General features: G+C 58.8%; 19 protein-coding genes and 1 rRNA gene. 4 read left to right on the top strand and 16 right to left on the bottom strand.

Going from position 1 to position 20,368, the window contains the following annotated elements:
- Positions 1-82 precede the first annotated feature (82 nt).
- The 3 genes from rrf to HMPREF3142_RS07735 all read left to right on the top strand — a co-directional run bounded on the left by rrf (position 83) and on the right by HMPREF3142_RS07735 (position 1,644).
- A 5S ribosomal RNA gene (gene rrf, locus HMPREF3142_RS07725) occupies positions 83-198 on the top strand.
- A 529-nt stretch (positions 199-727) separates the two neighbouring features.
- Positions 728-1,003 carry a DUF2574 family protein gene (locus HMPREF3142_RS27575; protein WP_077270035.1) on the top strand — a complete coding sequence of 92 codons (276 nt, stop codon included), beginning with the start codon at positions 728-730 and terminating at the stop codon, positions 1,001-1,003.
- 323 nt (positions 1,004-1,326) lie between these two features.
- The gene (locus HMPREF3142_RS07735; RefSeq protein ID WP_012542997.1) at positions 1,327-1,644 is read left to right on the top strand and encodes a hypothetical protein; all 318 of its coding nucleotides are present in this window, start codon (positions 1,327-1,329) and stop codon (positions 1,642-1,644) included.
- Between the two features lie 40 nt (positions 1,645-1,684).
- Here HMPREF3142_RS07735 and HMPREF3142_RS07740 read toward each other — a convergent pair whose 3' ends face one another.
- From HMPREF3142_RS07740 to HMPREF3142_RS07750, 3 genes are read right to left on the bottom strand one after another with little or no spacing between them, the layout of a single operon-like run.
- Positions 1,685-2,809, bottom strand: a complete 1,125-nt coding sequence (locus HMPREF3142_RS07740) for an ABC transporter permease (RefSeq protein ID WP_012542996.1) — start codon at positions 2,807-2,809, stop codon at positions 1,685-1,687.
- Positions 2,809-5,553: a ribosome-associated ATPase/putative transporter RbbA gene (gene rbbA, locus HMPREF3142_RS07745; protein ID WP_070611949.1), complete on the bottom strand. Its 2,745-nt coding sequence runs from the start codon at positions 5,551-5,553 to the stop codon at positions 2,809-2,811. Before rbbA ends, HMPREF3142_RS07740 begins: the two co-directional genes overlap by 1 nt.
- A complete protein-coding gene (locus tag HMPREF3142_RS07750) occupies positions 5,550-6,617 on the bottom strand; it encodes an HlyD family secretion protein (RefSeq protein WP_070611951.1) in 1,068 nt (355 codons plus the stop codon). Before HMPREF3142_RS07750 ends, rbbA begins: the two co-directional genes overlap by 4 nt.
- Before the next feature lie 403 nt (positions 6,618-7,020).
- On the opposite strand from HMPREF3142_RS07750, the gene HMPREF3142_RS07755 reads away from it, so the two are divergent.
- Positions 7,021-8,415 carry a diguanylate cyclase gene (locus HMPREF3142_RS07755; protein ID WP_070611953.1) on the top strand — a complete coding sequence of 465 codons (1,395 nt, stop codon included), beginning with the start codon at positions 7,021-7,023 and terminating at the stop codon, positions 8,413-8,415.
- A 48-nt stretch (positions 8,416-8,463) separates the two neighbouring features.
- Here HMPREF3142_RS07755 and trpS read toward each other — a convergent pair whose 3' ends face one another.
- The 13 genes from trpS to HMPREF3142_RS07820 all read right to left on the bottom strand — a co-directional run.
- A complete protein-coding gene (gene trpS / locus HMPREF3142_RS07760) occupies positions 8,464-9,471 on the bottom strand; it encodes a tryptophan--tRNA ligase (protein WP_012542992.1) in 1,008 nt (335 codons plus the stop codon).
- A 200-nt stretch (positions 9,472-9,671) separates the two neighbouring features.
- Positions 9,672-10,001 (bottom strand): DMT family transporter, encoded by a 330-nt coding sequence (locus tag HMPREF3142_RS07765; RefSeq protein WP_004182795.1) that lies wholly within the window; start codon positions 9,999-10,001, stop codon positions 9,672-9,674.
- Between the two features lie 17 nt (positions 10,002-10,018).
- Entirely contained in the window at positions 10,019-10,432 is a 414-nt protein-coding gene (locus HMPREF3142_RS07770) for a DMT family transporter (protein ID WP_023296995.1), read from the bottom strand.
- Between the two features lie 31 nt (positions 10,433-10,463).
- Positions 10,464-11,129: a hypothetical protein gene (locus tag HMPREF3142_RS07775; protein ID WP_032731572.1), complete on the bottom strand. Its 666-nt coding sequence runs from the start codon at positions 11,127-11,129 to the stop codon at positions 10,464-10,466.
- A gap of 12 nt (positions 11,130-11,141) precedes the next feature.
- Positions 11,142-11,762 (bottom strand): phosphate propanoyltransferase, encoded by a 621-nt coding sequence (locus HMPREF3142_RS07780; protein WP_023296997.1) that lies wholly within the window; start codon positions 11,760-11,762, stop codon positions 11,142-11,144.
- Positions 11,759-12,157: a BMC domain-containing protein gene (locus HMPREF3142_RS07785; RefSeq protein WP_012542988.1), complete on the bottom strand. Its 399-nt coding sequence runs from the start codon at positions 12,155-12,157 to the stop codon at positions 11,759-11,761. Before HMPREF3142_RS07785 ends, HMPREF3142_RS07780 begins: the two co-directional genes overlap by 4 nt.
- Positions 12,158-12,169: 12 nt before the next feature.
- Positions 12,170-13,117, bottom strand: coding sequence for a choline TMA-lyase-activating enzyme (gene cutD, locus HMPREF3142_RS07790; RefSeq protein ID WP_022065980.1), 948 nt, complete (start codon positions 13,115-13,117; stop codon positions 12,170-12,172).
- A gap of 85 nt (positions 13,118-13,202) precedes the next feature.
- Positions 13,203-16,589 (bottom strand): choline trimethylamine-lyase, encoded by a 3,387-nt coding sequence (cutC, locus tag HMPREF3142_RS07795; RefSeq protein WP_070611955.1) that lies wholly within the window; start codon positions 16,587-16,589, stop codon positions 13,203-13,205.
- A gap of 131 nt (positions 16,590-16,720) precedes the next feature.
- Entirely contained in the window at positions 16,721-17,902 is a 1,182-nt protein-coding gene (locus tag HMPREF3142_RS07800) for a 1-propanol dehydrogenase PduQ (protein ID WP_012969031.1), read from the bottom strand.
- Between the two features lie 17 nt (positions 17,903-17,919).
- On the bottom strand, positions 17,920-18,177 hold the full coding sequence (locus HMPREF3142_RS07805) for a EutN/CcmL family microcompartment protein (RefSeq protein ID WP_004146127.1): 258 nt from the start codon (positions 18,175-18,177) through the stop codon (positions 17,920-17,922).
- A gap of 24 nt (positions 18,178-18,201) precedes the next feature.
- The gene (locus HMPREF3142_RS07810) at positions 18,202-19,803 is read right to left on the bottom strand and encodes an acetaldehyde dehydrogenase (acetylating) (protein WP_023297000.1); all 1,602 of its coding nucleotides are present in this window, start codon (positions 19,801-19,803) and stop codon (positions 18,202-18,204) included.
- 53 nt (positions 19,804-19,856) lie between these two features.
- Positions 19,857-20,135, bottom strand: coding sequence for a BMC domain-containing protein (locus HMPREF3142_RS07815; protein WP_004146125.1), 279 nt, complete (start codon positions 20,133-20,135; stop codon positions 19,857-19,859).
- Positions 20,136-20,147: 12 nt separating this feature from the next.
- Positions 20,148-20,368: BMC domain-containing protein (locus tag HMPREF3142_RS07820; RefSeq protein WP_077270036.1), on the bottom strand; the 221-nt coding region annotated here is incomplete at its 5' end.

The raw sequence follows: 20,368 nt of genomic DNA on the forward strand, positions 1-20,368 counted from the left end.
TTTGGCGATTTGAGAGAAGATTTTCAGCTCTGATACAGATTACTCGATGCGTCCGTGAGACGTGTTGATAAAACAGAATTTGCCTGGCGGCGATAGCGCGGTGGTCCCACCTGACCCCATGCCGAACTCAGAAGTGAAACGCCGTAGCGCCGATGGTAGTGTGGGGTCTCCCCATGTGAGAGTAGGGAACTGCCAGGCATCAAATAAAGCAGAAAGCTCAGTCGAAAGACTGAGCTTTTTGTTTTGTCTGTTGTCTGTCGGTGAGCGCTCTCCTGAGGAGGACAAATCCGCCGGGAGCGGATTTGAACGTTGCGCAGCAACGGCCCGGAGGGTGGCGGGCAGGACGCCCGCCATCATTCCCAGGCATCAAACAAGTGAAGAGCCCATCCTTACGGATGGGCTTTTTGCGTTTCAGTGGTCCGGCAACCGTGCCGGCATGTCTCCCCGGTGGCGCTGCGCTTACCGGGGCTACGGATTCGCACCCGCCCTGCACGACCTGTAGCCCGGACAAGGTGCGCAGCACCGCCTCCGGGGAAACATCCGGCCCGACCGCCTGGTTCGTTAACATCAGTAATACCTATCACATTAATAGGTTATCCTGCAATTGTCCTTACTAATAATATGGATTATCTTCCCTGCGTGATGAATCAACGCATCATCTCTCCCGAGGGAGAAAAATAGAAAGCAACTCGCTTATTTCTCATCCTGTTAACTGGTTATAAAGTCAATGAAAAAACCGCTAATTGGGATTCTGGCTTTCGCTTATGGACTAAGCTTACCTCTGTTTGCTGCTGATACCGCCACATTAACGCTCTCCGGGCGGGTGGTTTCAGAAACCTGCAGTACCGATATCGTCAATAAACAACCTCAGCAGCGTTGCGGAAAGAATTCCTATCTTATTGCTTCGCAAAATAGCGTGACGAATGCTCGCGGCGTGATCACGCGGACGGTGAATTTACCGGATGATGCAAGTCGGAAAATAATTATTAGTAGTTACGATTAATATTATCTCTCTATTTCAGCGCCATTTTATTGTGCCTCGGTAAAATAATGGCGCTGCCTCTTCCTCCCGCAAAATAACGCACTTACGATTCAGAAAAAATATTTCCGTGACTGAATACTTCGCTCCCGGATGTATTGTGCCAAACAGTATGCTTCTTCCCTGTTTTTGTCTTAATGAGCTACATCATTAACACTTTGTTAACTTGATCTGGTTTATATGGCGGAAAATTTGTTATACAAAGAGGGATGATTGCCTGTATGGATGCTGCCCGAAATACCTTGCGAGACATATGCAGGTTATCGGCTGGCAATATGAGAATAGAAATGAAAATCCTGCTTAACTGGTCGCCACTGCGCCAGCTCTTCACTTACATTCAGGAGCGCTTTACCTTTCTGGTGCTGCTCTGCTGGCCAGCGATTATCTGGCTGTTCTGCCGGGTCGGGGTGTGGCTCACCGATAACGTGTACGAGCTGTTGGGGAAATCACCCGCCCAGTCCTTCACCGTCTACCTGCAGCCGTTTATGACCCCCGGCACGCTGCTGCGCATCTCCATCAGCTGGATTGTCTTATTGTTTATCCTGTTTAGTATGGCGATGGCCTTCACCTGGGGTTTACGTCGCTTTATGAACCGCCACAAATAAATCCCTGGGCCGCCGTCAGTCGACGGCCCTTCTTAAGCCCTTACGCCATCTCGCCAATAGTCTTACGAAAACGCAGCAACGCGATAGTAAAGAATACCCCGCCGATAGCCAGCAAGGTTAAGAACTGCGGCCAGACGATGGCGAAGCTGGCGCCGCGGTACAGTATCGCCTGCGCCAGACTGACGAAGTGGGTGGTCGGCATGGTCAACATAATATCCTGTACCAGCTGCGGCATACTTTCCCGCGGCGTGGATCCGCCGGAAAGCATCTGTAGCGGCAGTAGCACCAGAATCATCAGCAGCCCCAGCTGCGGCATCGAGCGGGCGAGGGTGCCCATAAAAATGCCGATTGAGGTCGTGGCGAACAGGCTGAGCGCCACCCCCAGCATAAACAGGGGAATCGACCCTTCAATGGGCACCTGCAAAATCCCCTGCACCATCAGTATCAGCGACAACCCGGAGACCACCAGCACCACCAGGCCCATCGACCAGATCTTGGCCATCATGATTTCAAACGGCGTTACTGGCATCACCAACAAGTGCTCTATGGTGCCATGTTCCCGCTCGCGGATCAGCGCCGAACCGGTGAGGACGATCGCCAGCATGGTGATGTTATTGATGATCGCCATCACCGCGCCAAAGCGCTCCTGCTCAAGGTTAGGGTTAAAACGCATCCTTACCGCCAGCTCTACCGGCAGTACGCTGTTATCCCGATAGCGGGCGACAAAGCTGTTGACTTCGCCACTGATAATATTCTGGATATAGCCGTTACCGGTAAAGGCCTGGCTCATTCGCGTGGCGTCAACGTTGACCTGGATTTCCGGCTGCCGACCGGCCAGCACATCGCGCTGGAAGTTAGGCGGGATGTTGATGGCGAAAGTGTAGCGCCCGGCATCCAGCCCGGCGTCCATCTCATCAGCGGTGATCAGCTCCGGCTCGAGAAACCAGGGACGGTAGAAAGCGTTAATAATGCGTGAAGAGAGCTGGGATTTATCCATATCAGCAACCGCGATCGGCGCCAGGTGCAGCGAACCAGGCATCACCGTGGCCGAGGAGTACACCGACACGGTAAAAGCAAACACGATCAGCGCCAGCATGGCTTTATCGCCGAGCAGGCTGCGCAGCTCTTTGACGCCAAGATTATAAATATTGCGTAATCCGCGCATCATTCCTCCTGTTTCTTCAGCAGCAGCACGCTCAGCCCGAGCACCAGCGGCACCGCAATCAATAGCGGAATGAACGAGCCCCACAAATCGCTGAGATTCAGCGCTTTGGAGAAGGTGCCGCGAGCGATAGTCAGGAAGTGGCTGGTCGGATAAATTTGCCCGATCCAGCGCCCGGGCCCTTCCAGCGACGCCACCGGATCGATCATCCCGGAGAACTGGGTTGCCGGGATCAGCGTAATGATCGCGGTACCGAAGATGGCGGCGATTTGGCTCTTCATAAAGGTTGAGATCAGCAGCCCCAGACCGGTGGCGATGGTGACATACAGCAGCGCCGCCAGGGTCAGCGTCAGGAAGCTGCCCTTATGCGCGACGCCAAAGACAAAGACCGACAGCGCGCACAGCAGGAAGAAGTTAAACATCCCCAGTACGATGTAAGGCAGCTGCTTGCCGAGCAGGAATTCGCTGCGGGTGGTTGGCGTCACGTACAAGTTGATAATCGATCCGAGCTCTTTCTCACGGACTACGCTCAGGGCGCTGAGCATCGCCGGGATCATCATCAGCAGCAGCGGGATCACCGCCGGGACGATGGCCGGCAGGCTCTTCACGTCCGGATTATAGCGATAGCGGGTCTCGATGGAGATGAGCGAGGTATCGCGCGGTGGGCTGCTCTGCCGGGCGGCCATCTCCTGCAGCCAGGCGAGATGCATCGCCTGCACGTAGCCGCGCACGGTTTCCGCGCGGTTGGGCATCGCGCCGTCCACCCAGACGCCGATTTGCACCGGTGTGCCGCGGGCGATATCGCGACCAAAGTTCGGCGGGATCTCTATTGCCACCACCAGTTCGCCGTCACGCATCCGGCGGTCCAGTTCGTCATAGCTGTGCAGCGGCGCCTGCTCGATAAAGTAGCGTGAACCGGCTATATTCTGCGACCAGCCCTGGCTGCTGAGGGTTTGATCGCGGTCGAGGACGGCAAAGCGCAGATCCTCAACGTCCATGCTGATCCCATAACCCATGATAAACATCAGGATCACCGTCCCCAGCAGCGCCAGCGTCGATCGCACCGGATCGCGGCGCAGCTCCAGCGCCTCGCGGCGGCTGTAGCTAAACAGGCGGCGTAGACTGAAGGCCTGCCGTGGGGCCGCGTGTTCCGAATGCAATGCGACAGCAGACGTGGGTTCATCTGGTACTGGAGAGGACGGTTGGGCCTCTTTAAGCCAGGCGATAAACGCCTCTTCGAGGCTGGCGGCTCCGCGCTGCTCGACCAGCGCCTGTGGCGTATCGCTGGCCAGCACCTTGCCAGCATGCATCAGGGAGATGCGATCGCAGCGTTCCGCCTCATTCATAAAGTGGGTGGAGATAAATATAGTAACGCGATCCTGGCGCGCCAGGTCAACCATTAGCTGCCAGAACATATCGCGCGCTACCGGGTCGACGCCGGAGGTCGGCTCATCGAGGATCAGCATCTCCGGGCGGTGGATGACCGCCACCGCTAACGACAGGCGCTGACGGATCCCCAGCGGCAGATCGGCGGGAAGCGCGTCTTCAACCTCGGTCAGCATAAAGCGCTCGCTCATCTCAGCGACCCGGTGGGCTATTTCGTCGTCCGGGATATGAAACAGGCGGGCGTGCAGCTCGAGGTTTTGCCGAACGCTCAGTTCGCTATAGAGCGAAAAGGCCTGTGACATATAGCCCACCCGCTGGCGGGTGGCGATATCCTTCGGGTCGACCGGCTGGCCGAACAGCCAGGCTTCACCTTCGCTGGCGGGCAGCAGGCCGGTGAGCATCTTCATGGTGGTGGATTTGCCGCAGCCGTTAGATCCAAGGAAGCCAAAGATTTCGCCGCGGGCGATGCGAAAGTTAACGTGGTCGACGGCAACAAAGTTGCCGAAGCGCATGGTCAGGCCGCGCGCTTCGATGGCGATCTCTTCCTCGCGGCTGTCGCGCGGCGGGATAACTACCGTCTTATGCGCTTGACGTTGTGCTTCAGGTAGCAGGGCGATAAACGCCTGCTCCAGGGTCTGGCTGCCGGTCTGGGCTTTGAGCTCCGCGGCGCTGCCGGTCGCCAGCACCTCGCCGGCATTCATCGCCACCAGCCAGTCAAAGCGCTCGGCCTCTTCCATGTAGGCGGTAGCGACCAGCACGCTCATCTCCGGCTGGCGCTGGCGAATACTGTCGATAAGCTCCCAGAACTGCGCCCGGGAAAGCGGGTCGACGCCGGTGATCGGTTCATCAAGGATCAGCAACTGCGGGTCGTGGATCAGCGCGCAGCACAGGCCGAGCTTTTGCTTCATCCCACCGGAGAGTTTACCGGCGGGGCGATCGCGAAACGGCGCCAGCCCGGTGCTCTGCAGCAGCTCGTTGATTCGCAGTTCGCGCTCGGCTTTATCGTGGCCGAACAGGCGGGCGAAGAAGTCGACGTTTTCATACACCGAGAGGGTGTGATAGAGGTTTTTCCCCAGCCCCTGTGGCATCCACGCGATTTTCGGGCACACGTCGCGGCGGTGATGCACATCACGCATATCGCCGCCAAGCACCATCACGTTACCCTGTTCAATGGCCCGCGCCCCGGCGATCAGCGAGAGCAGGCTCGATTTGCCGACGCCGTCCGGGCCAATCAGACCAACCATACGCCGTGCCGGGATCGCCAGGCTGATATCCCGCAGCGCGATGGTGGCGCCATACTGCTGGCCAACGTTTTCCAGCAGGGCGATGGGGGGCGAGGTATCCTGCGGCGTCAGTTTCATTGCGGCAACCTCACCGTTAGCGCCTCAGGCCAGGGTTGTTGTTTATCCACCCGCACGTAAGCCATGCCGGGCAGGCCGGTTTTGACATATTCCAGATGCTGCGCCAGCAGCTCCGGCGGGATGCGCGCTTTGACGCGGAACATCAGCTTAAGGCGCTCGTCGCTGGTTTCTACCGTTTTCGGCGTGAACTGGGCGACGCTGGCGACAAAGCTGATGTTGGCCGGGATCACCAGATCCGGCGCGGCATCAAGGATCAAGCGCGCTTCGCTGCCGAGCGCCAGCAGGCCTGCCTGTTCGGTTGGCAGAAAGAAGGTCATATAGACATCAGCGAGATCGACCATATTCAGCACCCGGCCACCGGCGGCCAGGACTTCGCCTGGCTCAGCGACGCGATACTGAATGCGACCATCACGGGGTGCTTTCAGCTCGCTATCGTCAATATCGGCAAGGATCCGCCGTTCGGTCGCCTGGGCGGCTTCGACGCGGGTTTGCGCCTGAATAATGCTGGTGCGGGCAGCTTCGATGGCGGCGCGGGCGGCAGAGACCTGGGCTTTTGCCGATTCCAGCGCCGCGCGGGCACTCTCTGCTGCCGCTCGGTCGTCATCCAGCTGCTGGGCGGAGACGGCGCCGCGCTGCGACAGGGCATTCGAGCGGACATGGCGTTTCGCCGAGGAATCCAGCTCCGCCTGGCGCTGCTTCACCACTGCTTCGCTGGCGCGCATTTCACTCTGCCGCTGATCGAGCAAGGCTCTGGCGGCGAGCACCGCGCTTTCCGCCTCCTTGATTTGTGCGGCGGCTTCAAGACGCTGCTCGTTCAGTACGCGGGTATCCATCCTCGCGAGGACTTCTCCCTGACGCACAAACTGGCCCTCTTTGACCAAAATCGTGTCGATACGCCCGGCGATTTTACTGGCAATATCGACTTCGGTGGCTTCGATTCGGCCGTTGCTACTGGCAAAACCGTCCGGGAGACCTGGCGGGCGCAGCAGCCACCATGCGGCGGCGGCGAGCACCCCCAGTAAGCCGACAAGATACCCTGCCCAACGTTTCTTTATTTTGTCCATACGCGACTCGCTTGATTCCCTTTGCTGAGTGGTGCGCGTGTTTCCTCCGCCGAGCGGAGCGTCCTCCTTGCGAGGGACGAAAAGGTGGGGATAAAGGCCGCTGACGCCGCGCTCTGCCGCGTCGATGCGCAGCCGATCGCTGTGCTACTTATGTGGTCATCATCAGCGATCCTGGCCTTAATGAAACACGCATAGTGAGAGCTACCGTCATCGCGATAGTAACATTCGTGGCGATGTTGTCCATACGAAGTACATGGTCTTGTCGGTGCGTTAACAGAAATACCCACCGTCAGGATAAAACCGCGAAAACAGGGCGCCTGTTTTGTTATCTGGTTGCCCCCCGGTAACTACGATATGATTCCGCTCCTGGCATTGAGAAACATCCGACGAGTGCTTTAATTTCATGAATGAAGAAAGCCAAAAATATATCGCCGTGATTTTTAAGGAATGGTTACCGCTGTATGACAGCCTGACGCCGGACGTCCGTGCATTGCTTAAAAAAATGGCTGATGAGCGATCGTCGATGTTAGCGACCCGCTTTTACGATTTTATTTTTCAGGATCCGGATATCGCCAGGCACCTCTCTTATGAGCTGGTTGAGGAACGTCTGAGCCGCTCTCTGGCGGGATGGGTACAGCAGATCCTGACCTGTGAAAAAGAGGATCTTCAGGCTCTTGCGGAGCGCCAGTATCAGATCGGCAGCATTCATTCGCGGATTGGCATCCCGGCAGAGGCGGTGCTGCGCGGCGCGCGGCAGATAAAATCCGGGCTGGTGGAGGAGATTCGTGACAGCCAGGTCGCGCGGGACACCGGGATAGCGGCTATCCATTACGCGATCATGGCGATGAATATGGCGGTGGAGATGATGTGTCACGCCTATACGCTGTCGCATTATCGGGCTACCAAAAATGAAGAAGCTTTTCGTCTGTACAGCCTGATGGATAACGTCCCGATGGAGTATGGCAAGCAGCAGGCATCGCTTTCGGGTTGGGAAAATAATGCGATTTTTAATATCGTCAGCGAGAACAGGACGGACCTTAACGCAACGTTATTATCTGAATCCGAATTTGGTTTGTGGTTTCGCCATAAATGCGTTCGCTATTTTAACCACAATCCGCAGATGGGGGAGATTACTGAGTTGATCGGTCAGGTGGATGCGTTGATTACCGAATGGCGTACCGCGGAACAGGATGCTGGTTATAAAAATACTCAGAGCCTGCTGCAAAAGATCCATATCCATTGCCAGCACATCAGCAGCCAGCTGGGAGTGTTATTCAGTAGTCTGTCGCAGATGCAAAATGGCAAAGACGCACTGACCAGCCTGCTTAACCGTCGCTATCTGCCGGTGGTGCTCAAGCATGAAGTCACCCTGGCGATTGAGTATGACCTGCCGCTGACGGTAGCGATTATCGATATTGATTTCTTTAAAGAGATCAATGACAAATGGGGCCATATGGTCGGCGACCGCGCCATTAAGCACGTAGCCGATCTGCTCAGCGATAATATTCGCTCCAGCGACTATCTCTTCCGCTACGGCGGCGAGGAGTTTCTGCTGGTGCTGGTGGAGACCCGCGCGGCAGAGGCTTTCCCTCTCCTTGAACGTCTGCGCAAAAAGATTGGCCAGCTGGCGTTTAACGTTGGCGGCGACACGCAGATCCCCATCACCGCCAGCATTGGCTTTGCCGCCCACACCGGTCACCCCGATTACAACCTGCTGCTGCGCGACGCCGATAACGCGCTGTATGCCGCCAAGCGCGAGGGGCGCAACTGCGTGAAGATGCACAAAGGCGGGGGATAAAACCGTAGCCCCGGTAAGCGTAGCGCGACCGGGGAAGGGCTCTGAAACTCAGAACAGCACCGGCAGCCCCAGCCCGCGCTTCACTTCATGCAGCGTCTGCTGCGTGAGCTGGTGGGCGCGTTCGCTGCCCTGGCGCAGCAGCTCAAGCAGCATCCCTTTATCCTGAATATAGGTAGCCCGGCGTTCGCGGATCGGCGCCAGTAGCGCCTGCAGGCAGGTTTCCAGTTCATTCTTACACTGGCGATCGCCCAGCCCGCCGCGCTGATAGTGGGCTTTCATCTCTGCCACCAGCGCCTTATCGCTATGGAAAGCGTCGAGATAGGTGAACACCACGTTGCCGTCGACATGTCCCGGATCGCTGACTCTCAGGTGCGTCGGGTCGGTATACATCGCGCTGACCGCGCGGTGGATCTCCTCTTCACTGGCCGATAACGTCAGCGTATTGCCCAGCGATTTCGACATTTTGGCATTACCGTCGACGCCCGGCAGGCGGCTCACTTCGCTGAGTAGCGCCTTGCAGTGGCGCAGCACCGGCTCGCCGGTGAGGCTATTCATCTTGTGGACGATCTCGTTGGTCTGCTCAATCATCGGTAGCTGATCGTCACCCACCGGCACCAGCTCGGCCTTGAAGGCGGTGATATCGGCCGCCTGGCTAATCGGATAGGCAAGAAAGCCCACCGGCAGCGAACGGGCGAATCCCTTTTGGGCAATCTCATTTTTGACCGTCGGATTACGTTCCACGCGGGCGACGGTGACGATATTCATATACAGCGCGCTGAGCTCCGCCAGCGCGGGCAGAGCGGACTGCAGGCAAATAGTGGTGAGCCTGGGGTCGATGCCGACGGCCAGATAATCGGCCATGACTTCGAGGATATGGTGGCTGATTTTTTGTGGGTTGCTGCCGTTATCGGTGAGCCCTTGCAGGTCGGCGATCAGGATAAACTGCTGGTGGTCGTGCTGCAGCGCGACGCGCTGGCGTAGCGAGCCGACGTAGTGGCCAAGGTGCAGCTGGCCGGTCGGCCGGTCGCCAGTGAGGATGGTTTGCGAATGGTTCATCAGGGACTCCTTATCAGACTGTTCAGCCGAAAGACGTCCTGAAAACACCAAAGCCGCCTTCCGGCGGCTTTGAAAATGGAAACGTGTATCGTGCCGCCTGTTATGCAGGCAGCCACCAACGACGGGGATAGGTAACGATAACGTTTCTGTTCATCTTTTTATCCTGCCACGAAATCACGGCGGGGTAAACCCGCCTCGTATTACATGGTCGAGAAGACGTTCATGATCACGCCGCCGGAGATAATCAGCGCCATGGCGATAATGGCCGCCAGGTCCGGTTTCTGCTTATAGAGGATCATGGAGCAAATCGTCACGCCGACGATACCGAAGCCGCACCACAGCGAGTAGGCTACGCCCACCGGAATGGTGCTCATCGCGCGGGTGAGGGCGAAGTAACACAGGCCGTAGGCGCAGACCACCAGCGCCGAAGGCGCCAGTTTGCTGAAGCCGTTGGTTTTTTTGATCATCGAGGTGCCGGTGATTTCGGAGCCGATAGACAGCGCCAGCCATAAAAATCCGAGATTAAACATAGGGTATTCCTTTCCTGTTAGTTAGCGATGTTCTTATCCATGGAGGCGACTGGCGCGGCGGGCGCGGGCTCTTCGCTCGCTTCGGAACCCATCTTCGAGAACAGGTTCATGATAACGATGCCGCTGGCGATCACCGCCATGCCGATGATGGCGGCGGTATCCGGATGCTGGCCGTAGAATGCCATTCCCAGCGTCGAGACCACCAGGATACCGGTTCCGGACCAGGTGGCGTATGCCAGGCCGACCGGGATATCTTTCACCGCCCTTGAGAGCGAGTAATAGCAGGTGCAATAGAGCGCAATCAGCAATACGAGCAGCAGCATTTTTGTGCTGCCTTCGCTGTTACCGAACATTTTTAACGTCGAGGTTGCCGAGGTTTCGGAGAGGATAACCAGCAGCATCCATAACCAGCATTTTGTTTTCGAAGACATCGTTAAGCTCCAGGTTCATAGTTGGGTAAGGTCATATCTTTCTGTTTTTTAAATAATCAATGGCTGCATCGGTCAGTTGCGCGTGCGGGGCCGCCGCCAGCGCCGGATTATTCACTATGTCTGTGACGGTGAGATAACGGCGCGGTTCGCTGCTGGCGGCAGGCGCGGTGGGCGCGTCCAGCGTCGCCAGCAGCTCATTCATGGTGCCGAGGAAGACGCCGCAGGCTTCCAGGCGAGTCAGCGTGGCCTGCAGATGCCCGGTATAGGCGCTGTCGGCCTGCGCCCCGCGCAACTGGTTGAGTTCGCTGAGCGGATCGCAGTGGTAGCGCAGCGCCAGCACGGGAATACCCGCCAGCAGCGCCTCGTGCGCGCAGCGGGCGAGCGGGCTGCGCAGCGTGCCGTTCAGCAGGTCTGAAGCCAGCGGGTAATCGAGAAACGGTAGCAGTACCGCCCGCCACGGCGCTGACGGCAGGGCATCCTGCCAGGCCGATGACGGGATAATCTCGCCCACCTCCCGCCACGCGGCGGCGTCGGCGAGGCCCTCCTCCAGCGCGAGGCGCAGCGGGTAGCCGCAGCTTGCCAGGCGCTGGCGGATTGCCGTGCGGTAGCCGTCAGCGGCGGTCACCATCACCAGTACCGGCGGGCGCAGGCGCTGTAAAATTCGCGCGACTAAACCTTCAATCTGTTCGTCGGTCATGGCGAGCCTCCGTTAGCCGATGAGCGTCACCTGCGCGCCGTTTTTCAACCCGGCGGCATTGGCTTCTTCGGTATCGATGTGAAACTCCAGCGCGAAGTCATCGCGCACCCGCACCACCACTTCATCGAAAGTCAGCTGACGCTTGCCGTTGCTGCGCACGCTGACCTTCTGGCCATTGCTAACGTTGAGCTGGCGCGCGTCCTGCGGCGACATATGAATATGCCGCCAGGCGCAGATCACCTGCGAATGGAGTTCAACGTGGCCTGCGGGCCCAATCAGCAGCGCGCTACCGGCATTATCCAGCTGGCCGGACTCACGAACCGGCGCCTTAATCCCGAGCGTGAAACAGTCGGCGCGCGATACTTCCAGCTGCGATACCGGGCGGGTCGGCCCGAGGACGCGGACGTTGGTCAGCGAGCCTTTCGGCCCGACAACGGTCACGCACTCCTGGGCGGCGAACTGCCCCGGCTGGCGCAGCGGTTTGAACGGCGTCAGGCTGTAGCCTTTGCCGAATAGCGCCTCGACGTCCTGTTGCGCGAGATGGACGTGGCGGTTGGAGATCCCCACCGGGATCGCCGGCGCCGTTGCGCTCAGGCGGGCGGCGATTTTTTCGCGAACCAGGGTGTCGATCATGACTTCTTCCCTTTCTTCAGCGCCGGATGTTTATCTTCCGTTTCGTTCGGGGCGGCAGGGGGGACGATGGGTTCCGGGGCGGCGATAACCACCGGTTCGGCCGCTTTTTTCGCAGGCGGCGGGTTGCCTTTGAGGTTGCTTAACGCTTCAACCACACAGCGCTCCGGGCGGGCAATCACCAGCGACTTCACGGTGTGCTCGGCGCCGGCCACCGCCACGCCGCGTTCAATGGCGGTGTGGATGGCGCTGATCTCCCCTTCAAAGCAGACGCTCACCAGCCCGGAGCCTGGTTTGCGATAGCCAATGCAGGTCACTCCCGCAGCTTTACAGGCGGCGTCGACGGCCTGAATGGCGGCGACCCATCCTCGCGTTTCAATTACGCCTAAACTTTTCATGGTCGGCTCCTGTTAATGGCGGACTAAGCGAATATCAAAATCAAATTGCCGGAAGAAGGTTTCCAGCCGGTCCAGTTCGTCCGGTGAATAAGACGGGTCCTGGGTAATCGGGTAGGGCATATCCAGGCGTTCGTACTTTTTGCGTCCCAACTGGTGGTACGGCAGCATGTCGATGCGGCGGATATTCCCGCGCTTCGCCAGCTTCTGTACGTAATCAATGGCGCCGGTAATGGCGTCGAATGAGTCGTTGTAGCCGCGTATGAGCGGCATACGCACAATGACGTTGGCGCCGGAATCCACCAGCCATTCGAGATTGCGGCGGATCCCTTCGTTGCCGATGCCGAGCATCGCCCTGTGGTGATCGCTGTTAATCTGCTTTATGTCGAATAAGAAGGTGTCGGTGACCGGCGCCAGCTTCTGGTAGTTGGCAAGCGGGGTGGTGCCCTGGGTTTCGACGGCGGTGTTAATCATCATCTTTTTGCATTCGCTGAATAAGGCGACGGCAAAATCGGTCTGCAGGCTCATCTCGCCGCCGCCGATGGTGACGCCACCGCCGGAGGAGATGTAGAAGTCGTAGTCCTGCATGATGATCTCCATCAGCTCGCTGACGGTGACGTCCTTGCCCATAATGTCCAGCGCGTTCTGGGTGCAAATCTCTTCGCATTTGCGGCAGCCGATACAGTCTTTATTGCGGTCGACGAAGTGCTTCATTTCGCCGTTTTCTTCCGCCCGATAATGAATACCCGCCGGACAGACGCTGACGCAGTCGCCGCAGTTAATGCATTTGTCGTGCGAGAACATCACCTGGAACTGGCTGTTCAGCCCTTCCGGGTTGGCGCACCACGGGCAGCGAATGTTGCAGCCCTTAAAAAACACCAGCGTGCGAATGCCATCGCCGTCATAGATCGAATATTTCTGGATATTGAAAATTCGGCCCGTTAATTCTTGTTTTGCGATCACGCTTGCCTCCCGCTCCGTCCCGTTACGGGACGGAGAACTTCCGGTTATTTCTCAAATACAGCTCATTTAATTCTCTTTAAGAGAACTAGAACTTCTCAATCACCGTACGGCTGATGATCTCGTCCTGGACCTCTTTGCACAGCTCGACGAAGTAAGCGCTGTAGCCGGCGACGCGGACGATCAGGTCGCGGTATTTCTCCGGCTCCTGCTGCGCCTTCTTCAGCACTTCGTTATCGACATAGCTGAACTGCATCTGGCCGTTGCCGAGAATCGAGGCGGTACGCAGCAGGGTAATCAAGCCGTGGCGACCTTCCGGGGTATCCAGCAGTCCTTTGAGGAACTTGAAGTTGTGCACCATGCCGATGTTCATGGTTTCCACATTCATCTTGCTGACCGACTTGATAATCGCCGTCGGGCCTTGTTTATCCGCGCCCTGGGTTGGGCTGATGCCGTCGGAGAGCGGCATCCACGCCAGGCGGCCGTTCGGCGTGGCGTTGGTCAGCTCGCCGATTGGCGTGTTGTTGGAGATAGACAGGGTGCCGTGGCTGAGGGTCGAGTAGAGCATTTTGTACTTACGGCACTCTTTCTCGGTCCATTCGGTAATATCCAGCGCGTACTGGTCGACGTAGTTATCGTCGTTACCGTATTTCGGCGCGTTCAGGCAGTCGCGGCGCAGCGCTTCGTAACCTTCAAAGTTGGCCAGCAGCGCATCGCGGATCTGCTCAAGGGTGTATTTCTTCTCTTCGAACACCAGCTTGCGGATCGCCGCCATCGAGTCGACGTAGGTCGCCAGACCGGAGAAAATCAGCCCCGGACCGTGGTTGACCATCGCGCCGCCGGCGGCGACATCTTTGCCGCTCTCCATACAGCCTTCAACCAGCAACGACATCAGCGGCTTCGGCGCCACATCGCGGTGGACGCGCTGGCTGATGACGGTGCCGATGGCCGACAGGCGCACGATATGGGCGATCTGCTGTTTCACCGCCGCATCGAATTCGTCCAAGGTGCGCAGGTCGCGCAGGTCGCCGGTATCCAGCCCCTGATAGCTATCGAACAGCACCATCCGCCCGCGGTTGAGCACGAATTCGATAGCGATAGGCCACTGGGTGTAGCCGGTGGAGGTCCACTGGTAGATGCGCCCGGATTTCTGCGGCTCAACGCAGCCCATCAGGCAGTAATCGCGGGCGTCTTCAAAATCGAAGCCTTTGCGCAGCATCATCTTGATGTGGGAGTCATCGAAGTGGCAGGCCGGGAAGCCCATTCCCGCTTTCACCACGTCGACGATTTTTTCCATGTATTTCTGCGGCGACTGGTTGTGAATACGGCAGGCCAGCGACGGCTGGTAAACCTTCACAAAGCGCACGGCGTCCATAATCAGATAGGTCAGATCGTTACAGGCATCGCCCCCGCTACGTTTCTGGCCGCCAACGGTGAGGTTGATAAACGGCTGATAACCCGCGAAATATTTCGCGCCCAGCTCGCTCGACATCCACATCAGTTCGGCACATTTGATGATGAACGCTTGCAGCAGTTCCAGCGCGCTGTCGTGGGTCAGGCGGCCTTCGCGGATATCGGCTTCGAACATAGGGTAGCAGTACTGGTCGACGCGCCCCAGCGACAGCCCGGTCTGGTTCTCTTCGATTTCAAACAGTGATTCGACGGTCCAGATACTCTGCAGCGCTTCCTGCAGGGTCTTCGGCGGATTGGCCGGCACGTTTTCGTTGACGTCGGCGATGGTCAGCAACTCGGCGCGGCGCTGGGCGTTTTGCTCTTTAGCCGCCAGTTCGCGGGCGTGGGCGGCGATGCGGCGGGCGTAGTTGACCACCCCTTCACAGGTTTCAATCGCCGCTTTGTAGTAGTAGATACGGTCGATATCTTCCGGGTTTTCCATGCTCAGGCTGGCCAGATGCGCTTCGGCATCGGCTTTAATGCCGTTCATCCCTTTGGTGAACAGCAGCACGTCGTAGCCCGGACAGGTATCGCCGCCGCCGTTAATCTGGTGATAGGAGAGGTCGCTGACGAAGGTCTCGCCGCTGAAGGCCCAGACGCCGGCTTCACGGTATTGCGCTTCGCAAATCTCGTCCAGCGAACGGCCTTCCCAGAACGGGACGATCTCTTCGCGAATGGTTTTTTTATCCGCTTCGCTGATCTCAAACGGATCCTGCGGGCGGGTGCTCATGGTGTCGAGCTCGTCGCGCACCCAGCGCCAGGCGATATCCGGCGAGAAGGCACCCGCGCGCGGCTTGCCACACGGATGCCCGACGATCAGCTCATCGTCCTGAATCAGAATCGGCGCGGTTTCGCAGGCGTGGCGGAAAGCTTTCGCCCGCAGCAGAATGGTCGGCATGCCCGGGTTGGCTTTGACCACTTCGGTAAAGGCCAGCGCGCGATAGATAGAGACGCTCGGGCGTACCGTCAGGTAGTGGTTACGCAGGCGCTGCATGCGCGGGGTTAAGCCTTCCATCACCGGCATGTCGGCGCAGGCGGCGAACGGCGCGTGGCTGACCGGCTGTACGCCGCTAAACAGGCGCACCGGCAGATTCAGCGCGCTGAGGTTGCGCTGGGCGCTGATAAACATGGCGGAGAGTTCGTTCACTTCAGCATGGTCAAAAGCGGCGCCGCGCAGCATGGCGTCGAGCATCGGATAGCCGTCAATGGCGCAGGCGGCGCGGACTTCGCTTAGTTCCGCCAGCTTGAACCACAGGCACTCCACGATCTCATAGGCCTGCTGGGTATTCAGCGCGCCGCTGTTGATATCGCGTTGGAAGTAAGGCAGTAGCGCGATATCCGCCCCTTGCGGGTTAACCGCATAGCTGCCGTTGTCCAGCTGTAGCGCCAGCTGGAACAGATAGAATGCCTGGCAGGCTTCTTTGAAATTACGCGCCGGATGGGCCGGAACGTGGTGCAGAATGGCCGCGCTGTCGAGCAGCTCGGCTTTGCGATAAGCATTGGTTTCCGCGGCCGCCAGCTGTTCGGCGCTGTTGGCCAGATTTTGCGCCAGCGCCAGCAGGGCGTCGCAGGCGTAGATGGCGGCGCGGCAGCCATTGACTTCATCCATACCGCTGCGGCTAACGGCGCTACCGAGGGCGCGAGTTTTCTCTTCTAACTGGTGTTTAATCGCCAGCACGCCTTTTTCGACCACCAGTTTGTAGTCCGGTGAATCCAGATCGCTGTTGAGGTTGAGGAACTGGAACGCGGATGGGCGATGCGCGGCGCTTTCATCATGGAAAATCGCCCCGTGCGGTTTACGGGTCTGGTTACCGACGATCAGCTCGTCGGCGCTGATGGTCAGCGGCAGCTGGCGCATCAGTTCATAGAAGCGGCGCGCCGGTTTAACGGCGGCGGGAACGCCCGCGATGTCGCCATCAAGAGCGTTCAGCGTGGTGGCATGTTCGGTGCACAGCGTGCTTTTCTGGGCGAGTAAACGGTCTGCCAGCACTTTGACGCGCGGCGTTAAGTTGTAGTGTGCCATGAAGTATTCTCCAGATGTTCTTTTTCCGCGGCTGATGACAACCCGGTTGTGGATACAGTGTCCGTTTCTGCCGGGTGGCGGCTGACGCCTTACCCGGCCTGCAAATAACCCAGCGATCACCCGGTTATCTGTTACCCGTAGGCCCGCGCAAGCGGAGCGCCGCCGGGCGATGTCTGTTGTCCATGCCACGCCTGGCGATAAAGTTCGGTTAACGCGTTAGCGTCTGGCGCGCGTGGGTTGGTCGGGGTACAGCTGTCGCGCAGCGCCTGGCCGACCATCTCCGGCAAACGGCGGTCGAATTCAGGAGCGTCAATGCCGGTGTCGCTAATGCCGGAGGGCATGTTCATCTCTTCTTTTAAAGCCTGAATGGCGACCAGCAGGCTGGCGACGCCCTGGCGTGGCGAGGCGGCAGGTAGATCCAGCAGATGCGCCAGACGGGCATATTTATGCGCCGCGAGGGTGTCGCACTGGCCGTCGACATCGGCGTTCCAGGCGACGACGTGCGCCATCAGCAGGGCGTTGGCGCGGCCATGGGGCACGCGGAAGACGCCGCCGAGGGCGTGTGCCAGGCTGTGGGTTATCCCCAGCGACGCGTTGGTGAAGGCCATGCCCGCCATGCAGGAGGCGTTGTGCATCTTTTCGCGCGCCAGCAGGTTGTCGCCGCTGCGCCAGCAGGTCGGCAGATAGCGAAATACCTGCTGCACCACTTTCTCCGCCAGCGCGTCGGAAAAGTCGCTGGCGGCGCGGGAGACGTAGGCCTCAAGGGCGTGACACAGCACGTCCATGCCGGTGTCGGCGGTAATTGCCGGCGGTACCGAAGCCACCAGCGCCGGGTCAAGAATGGCGATATCCGGCAGCAGCGACGCATCCACCAACACCAGCTTCTCCGCGTTGGCTTTCACCACCGAAAAGGCGGTGACTTCCGAACCAGTGCCGCTGGTGGTGGGGATGGCGACAAAGCATGGACGCGGCCGGTTAGCCTGCGGACGGGTTTGCGCCAGGGAGAAAATAACCGCTTTGGCGGCATCGATTACCGAACCGCCGCCGAGCGCGATAACCAGATCCGGATAGTGGTTATCCATCAGCTTCATGCCGCGCACCACGGTGGCGATATCCGGATCGGCCACCACGTCGTCCCACACCTGCCAGGCGATCCCGCGCTGGCGCAGCAGGGCGGTGACGCGCTCGGCGAGGCCAAACTTCACCATCGCTTGATCGGTTACCAGCAGCACGCTGCGGGCGGAGAGTTCGTTCAGCACCGAGAGGGCGTCCTGACCGAAGCAAATCCGCGGTTTCAGTAAAAATTCACTCATTGGGCTATTCACTCCTGTTAGGCGTCCCGAAACACGTTCTCGACAATGGCGACCACCGACATCGCTTTGTAGCGCTCTTTATTGAGCGCGAAGTACTCTTCCGCCAGCACGATGTCGTGCATGCCGGCGCCGACGTTATCGACGGCGACCCAGGTCTGGTCCTTCATCGGCTGCTGATTGTCATCCAGTCGGGTGACCAACAGCAGGTTGCTGCCGCGTAGCTCATCGCATTTCTGCGTGGCGACGACATGGCCGGTTACCTTTGCGAGAATCATCGTTTATCGCCTTATATCAGTGCGTTACTTAGCAAGGCGCTCCAGCACCTGGCGGATAACGCGTTCCACGTTTTGCTCGTTGATTTCGCCTTCCATGCTGGCGGCGCCTGCGCTGGCGAAACGGTCATCGCTGCCTGCGGATCGCGCTGGCGCGGCGTTAGCCGGGGCGTTGAAACGCAGGTCATCAAGAATGCTGCGCTGCGGATCGCTCGCCGGAGAGACGATGGTCGGCTGTGGTTCAGGGCGGCTGCCCGGGGCGCGAAGCTCGTCGATCGACCGCACGCCGTAGCCGACTTTGCGGATATTGAGCAGGTTCATCGGGCCGACGTTGTCGGAGCTGGAACCGCCGCCGACCGCGCCGCAGCCGAGGGTCAGCGCCGGGGAGATGTTGGTAGTCGCGCCGATACCGCCGAGCGCCGCCGGAGTATTAATCAGAATGCGATTGACCGGTTTTTCGAGGCTGAACTGGCGGATGACGTCCTGATTACGGGTGTGGATCACCAGCGTATGGCCGAGTCCTTCGTTGGTCAGCAGCTCCACCACGCGGTGGCAGGCGGCTTTCCAGTCCTCTGCCACGTACAGGCCGAGCACCGGGCACAGTTTTTCGCGCGAGTAGGGGTTTTTCGGCGATACGGTGGTCTGTTCGGCGATCAGTACTTTAGTGCTGGCCGGGACACAGAAGCCCGCCATCTGGCTGAGGTACAGCGCGGTTTTGCCGACCACTTTCGGGTTGATGGTGCCGTTCGGGCGCAGCAGCAGCGCCGCCATTTTCGCCGCTTCATCTTCATTCATAAAGTAGGCACCCTGCGCTTCCAGCTCGCGGTGAACCTCGTCGTAAATGCAGCCTTCGACGATGATCGACTGCTCGGAGGCGCAGATCACCCCATTATCGAAGGTTTTGCTGGTGATGATATCTTTCACCGCGTGGTGGATATCGGCGCTGCGTTCGATAAACGCCGGGCCGTTGCCCGGGCCGCCGCTGATGGTTGGGGTGCCGGACGCATAGGCCGCACGCACCATGCCTTCGCCGCCGGTGGCGAGGATCAGCGACACGTCTTTGCTGTGCATCAGCTCAGAGGTGGCTTCGAGCGTCAGCTGGGTGATGCCGTCGACGCAGCCCTCCGGCGCACCGGCCGCTTCCGCCGCGCGTTTGACGATTTCAATCGCCTTCCAGCTGCACTGACGCGCGCCCGGATGCGGGGAGAAGATAATGGCGTTGCCGGCCTTGAGGGCGATCAGCGCTTTGTAGATAACCGTGGAGGTTGGGTTCGTTGAGGGGACCAGCGCGCAAATGACGCCCAGCGGCACGCCCACGTCCATCACTTTTTTTACCGGGTCGTCATGAATGATGCCAACGGTCTTCATATCTTTGATGGCGTCGTAGACGCGCAGCGAGGCGAAGCGGTTTTTCAGCACTTTGTCCTGCCAGTTGCCAAAACCGGTCTCTTCCGCGGCCATTTTCGCCAGCGCTTCGGCGTGGTGCGCTGCTTCCTGGGCCACGTTTTTCACGATGGCGTCGATTTGCTGTTGCGAAAAGGTGGCCAGCATCGCCTGCGCCTTTTTGGCGTTGCGCACCAGTTCCCGCGCGTTCTGCCGGGATTGCAAATCGTTATCCAGTTCAATCATGAGTCTATCCTTCATCAGACGAAAAGAGTGGAGACGGGGCGCGCCCTGTCAGGTCATGCTTTGTGCTGCGCCGCGATTTTTTCGATGTCGTTATGTGGACGCGCAATGACGCGAGAGCTGACGACTTCGCCGATGCGTTTCGCCGCTTCCACGCCGGAGTCGACCGCCGCGTTGACCGCGCCGACGTCGCCTTTCACCATTGCGGTGACGAGGCCGGAACCGACGTTTTCATAACCGATAAGCTCGACGTTGGCGGCTTTACACATCGCGTCCGCGGCTTCAATGCAGGCCACCAGACCTTTGGTTTCGATAAGACCAAGCGCTTCTTTCATCAGGTTTCTCCGTTAGTCCGCAATTTTGTAATGCGAGACGATTTTGTTGATGTCGTTATGCGGACGGGCGATAACCAGCGAGGTCACCACTTCGCCGATGCGTTGTGCGGATTCCACGCCGGAATCGACTGCCGCTTTTACCGCGCCGACGTCGCCTTTCACCATCGCGGTGACGAGGCCGGAGCCGACGTTTTCATAGCCGATAAGCTCGACGTTGGCGGCTTTACACATCG

Origin of the sequence: Klebsiella sp. HMSC16C06 (genome assembly GCF_001808325.1) — a bacterium.
In the GTDB taxonomy this organism is placed as follows: Bacteria; Pseudomonadota; Gammaproteobacteria; order Enterobacterales; family Enterobacteriaceae; genus Klebsiella; species Klebsiella variicola.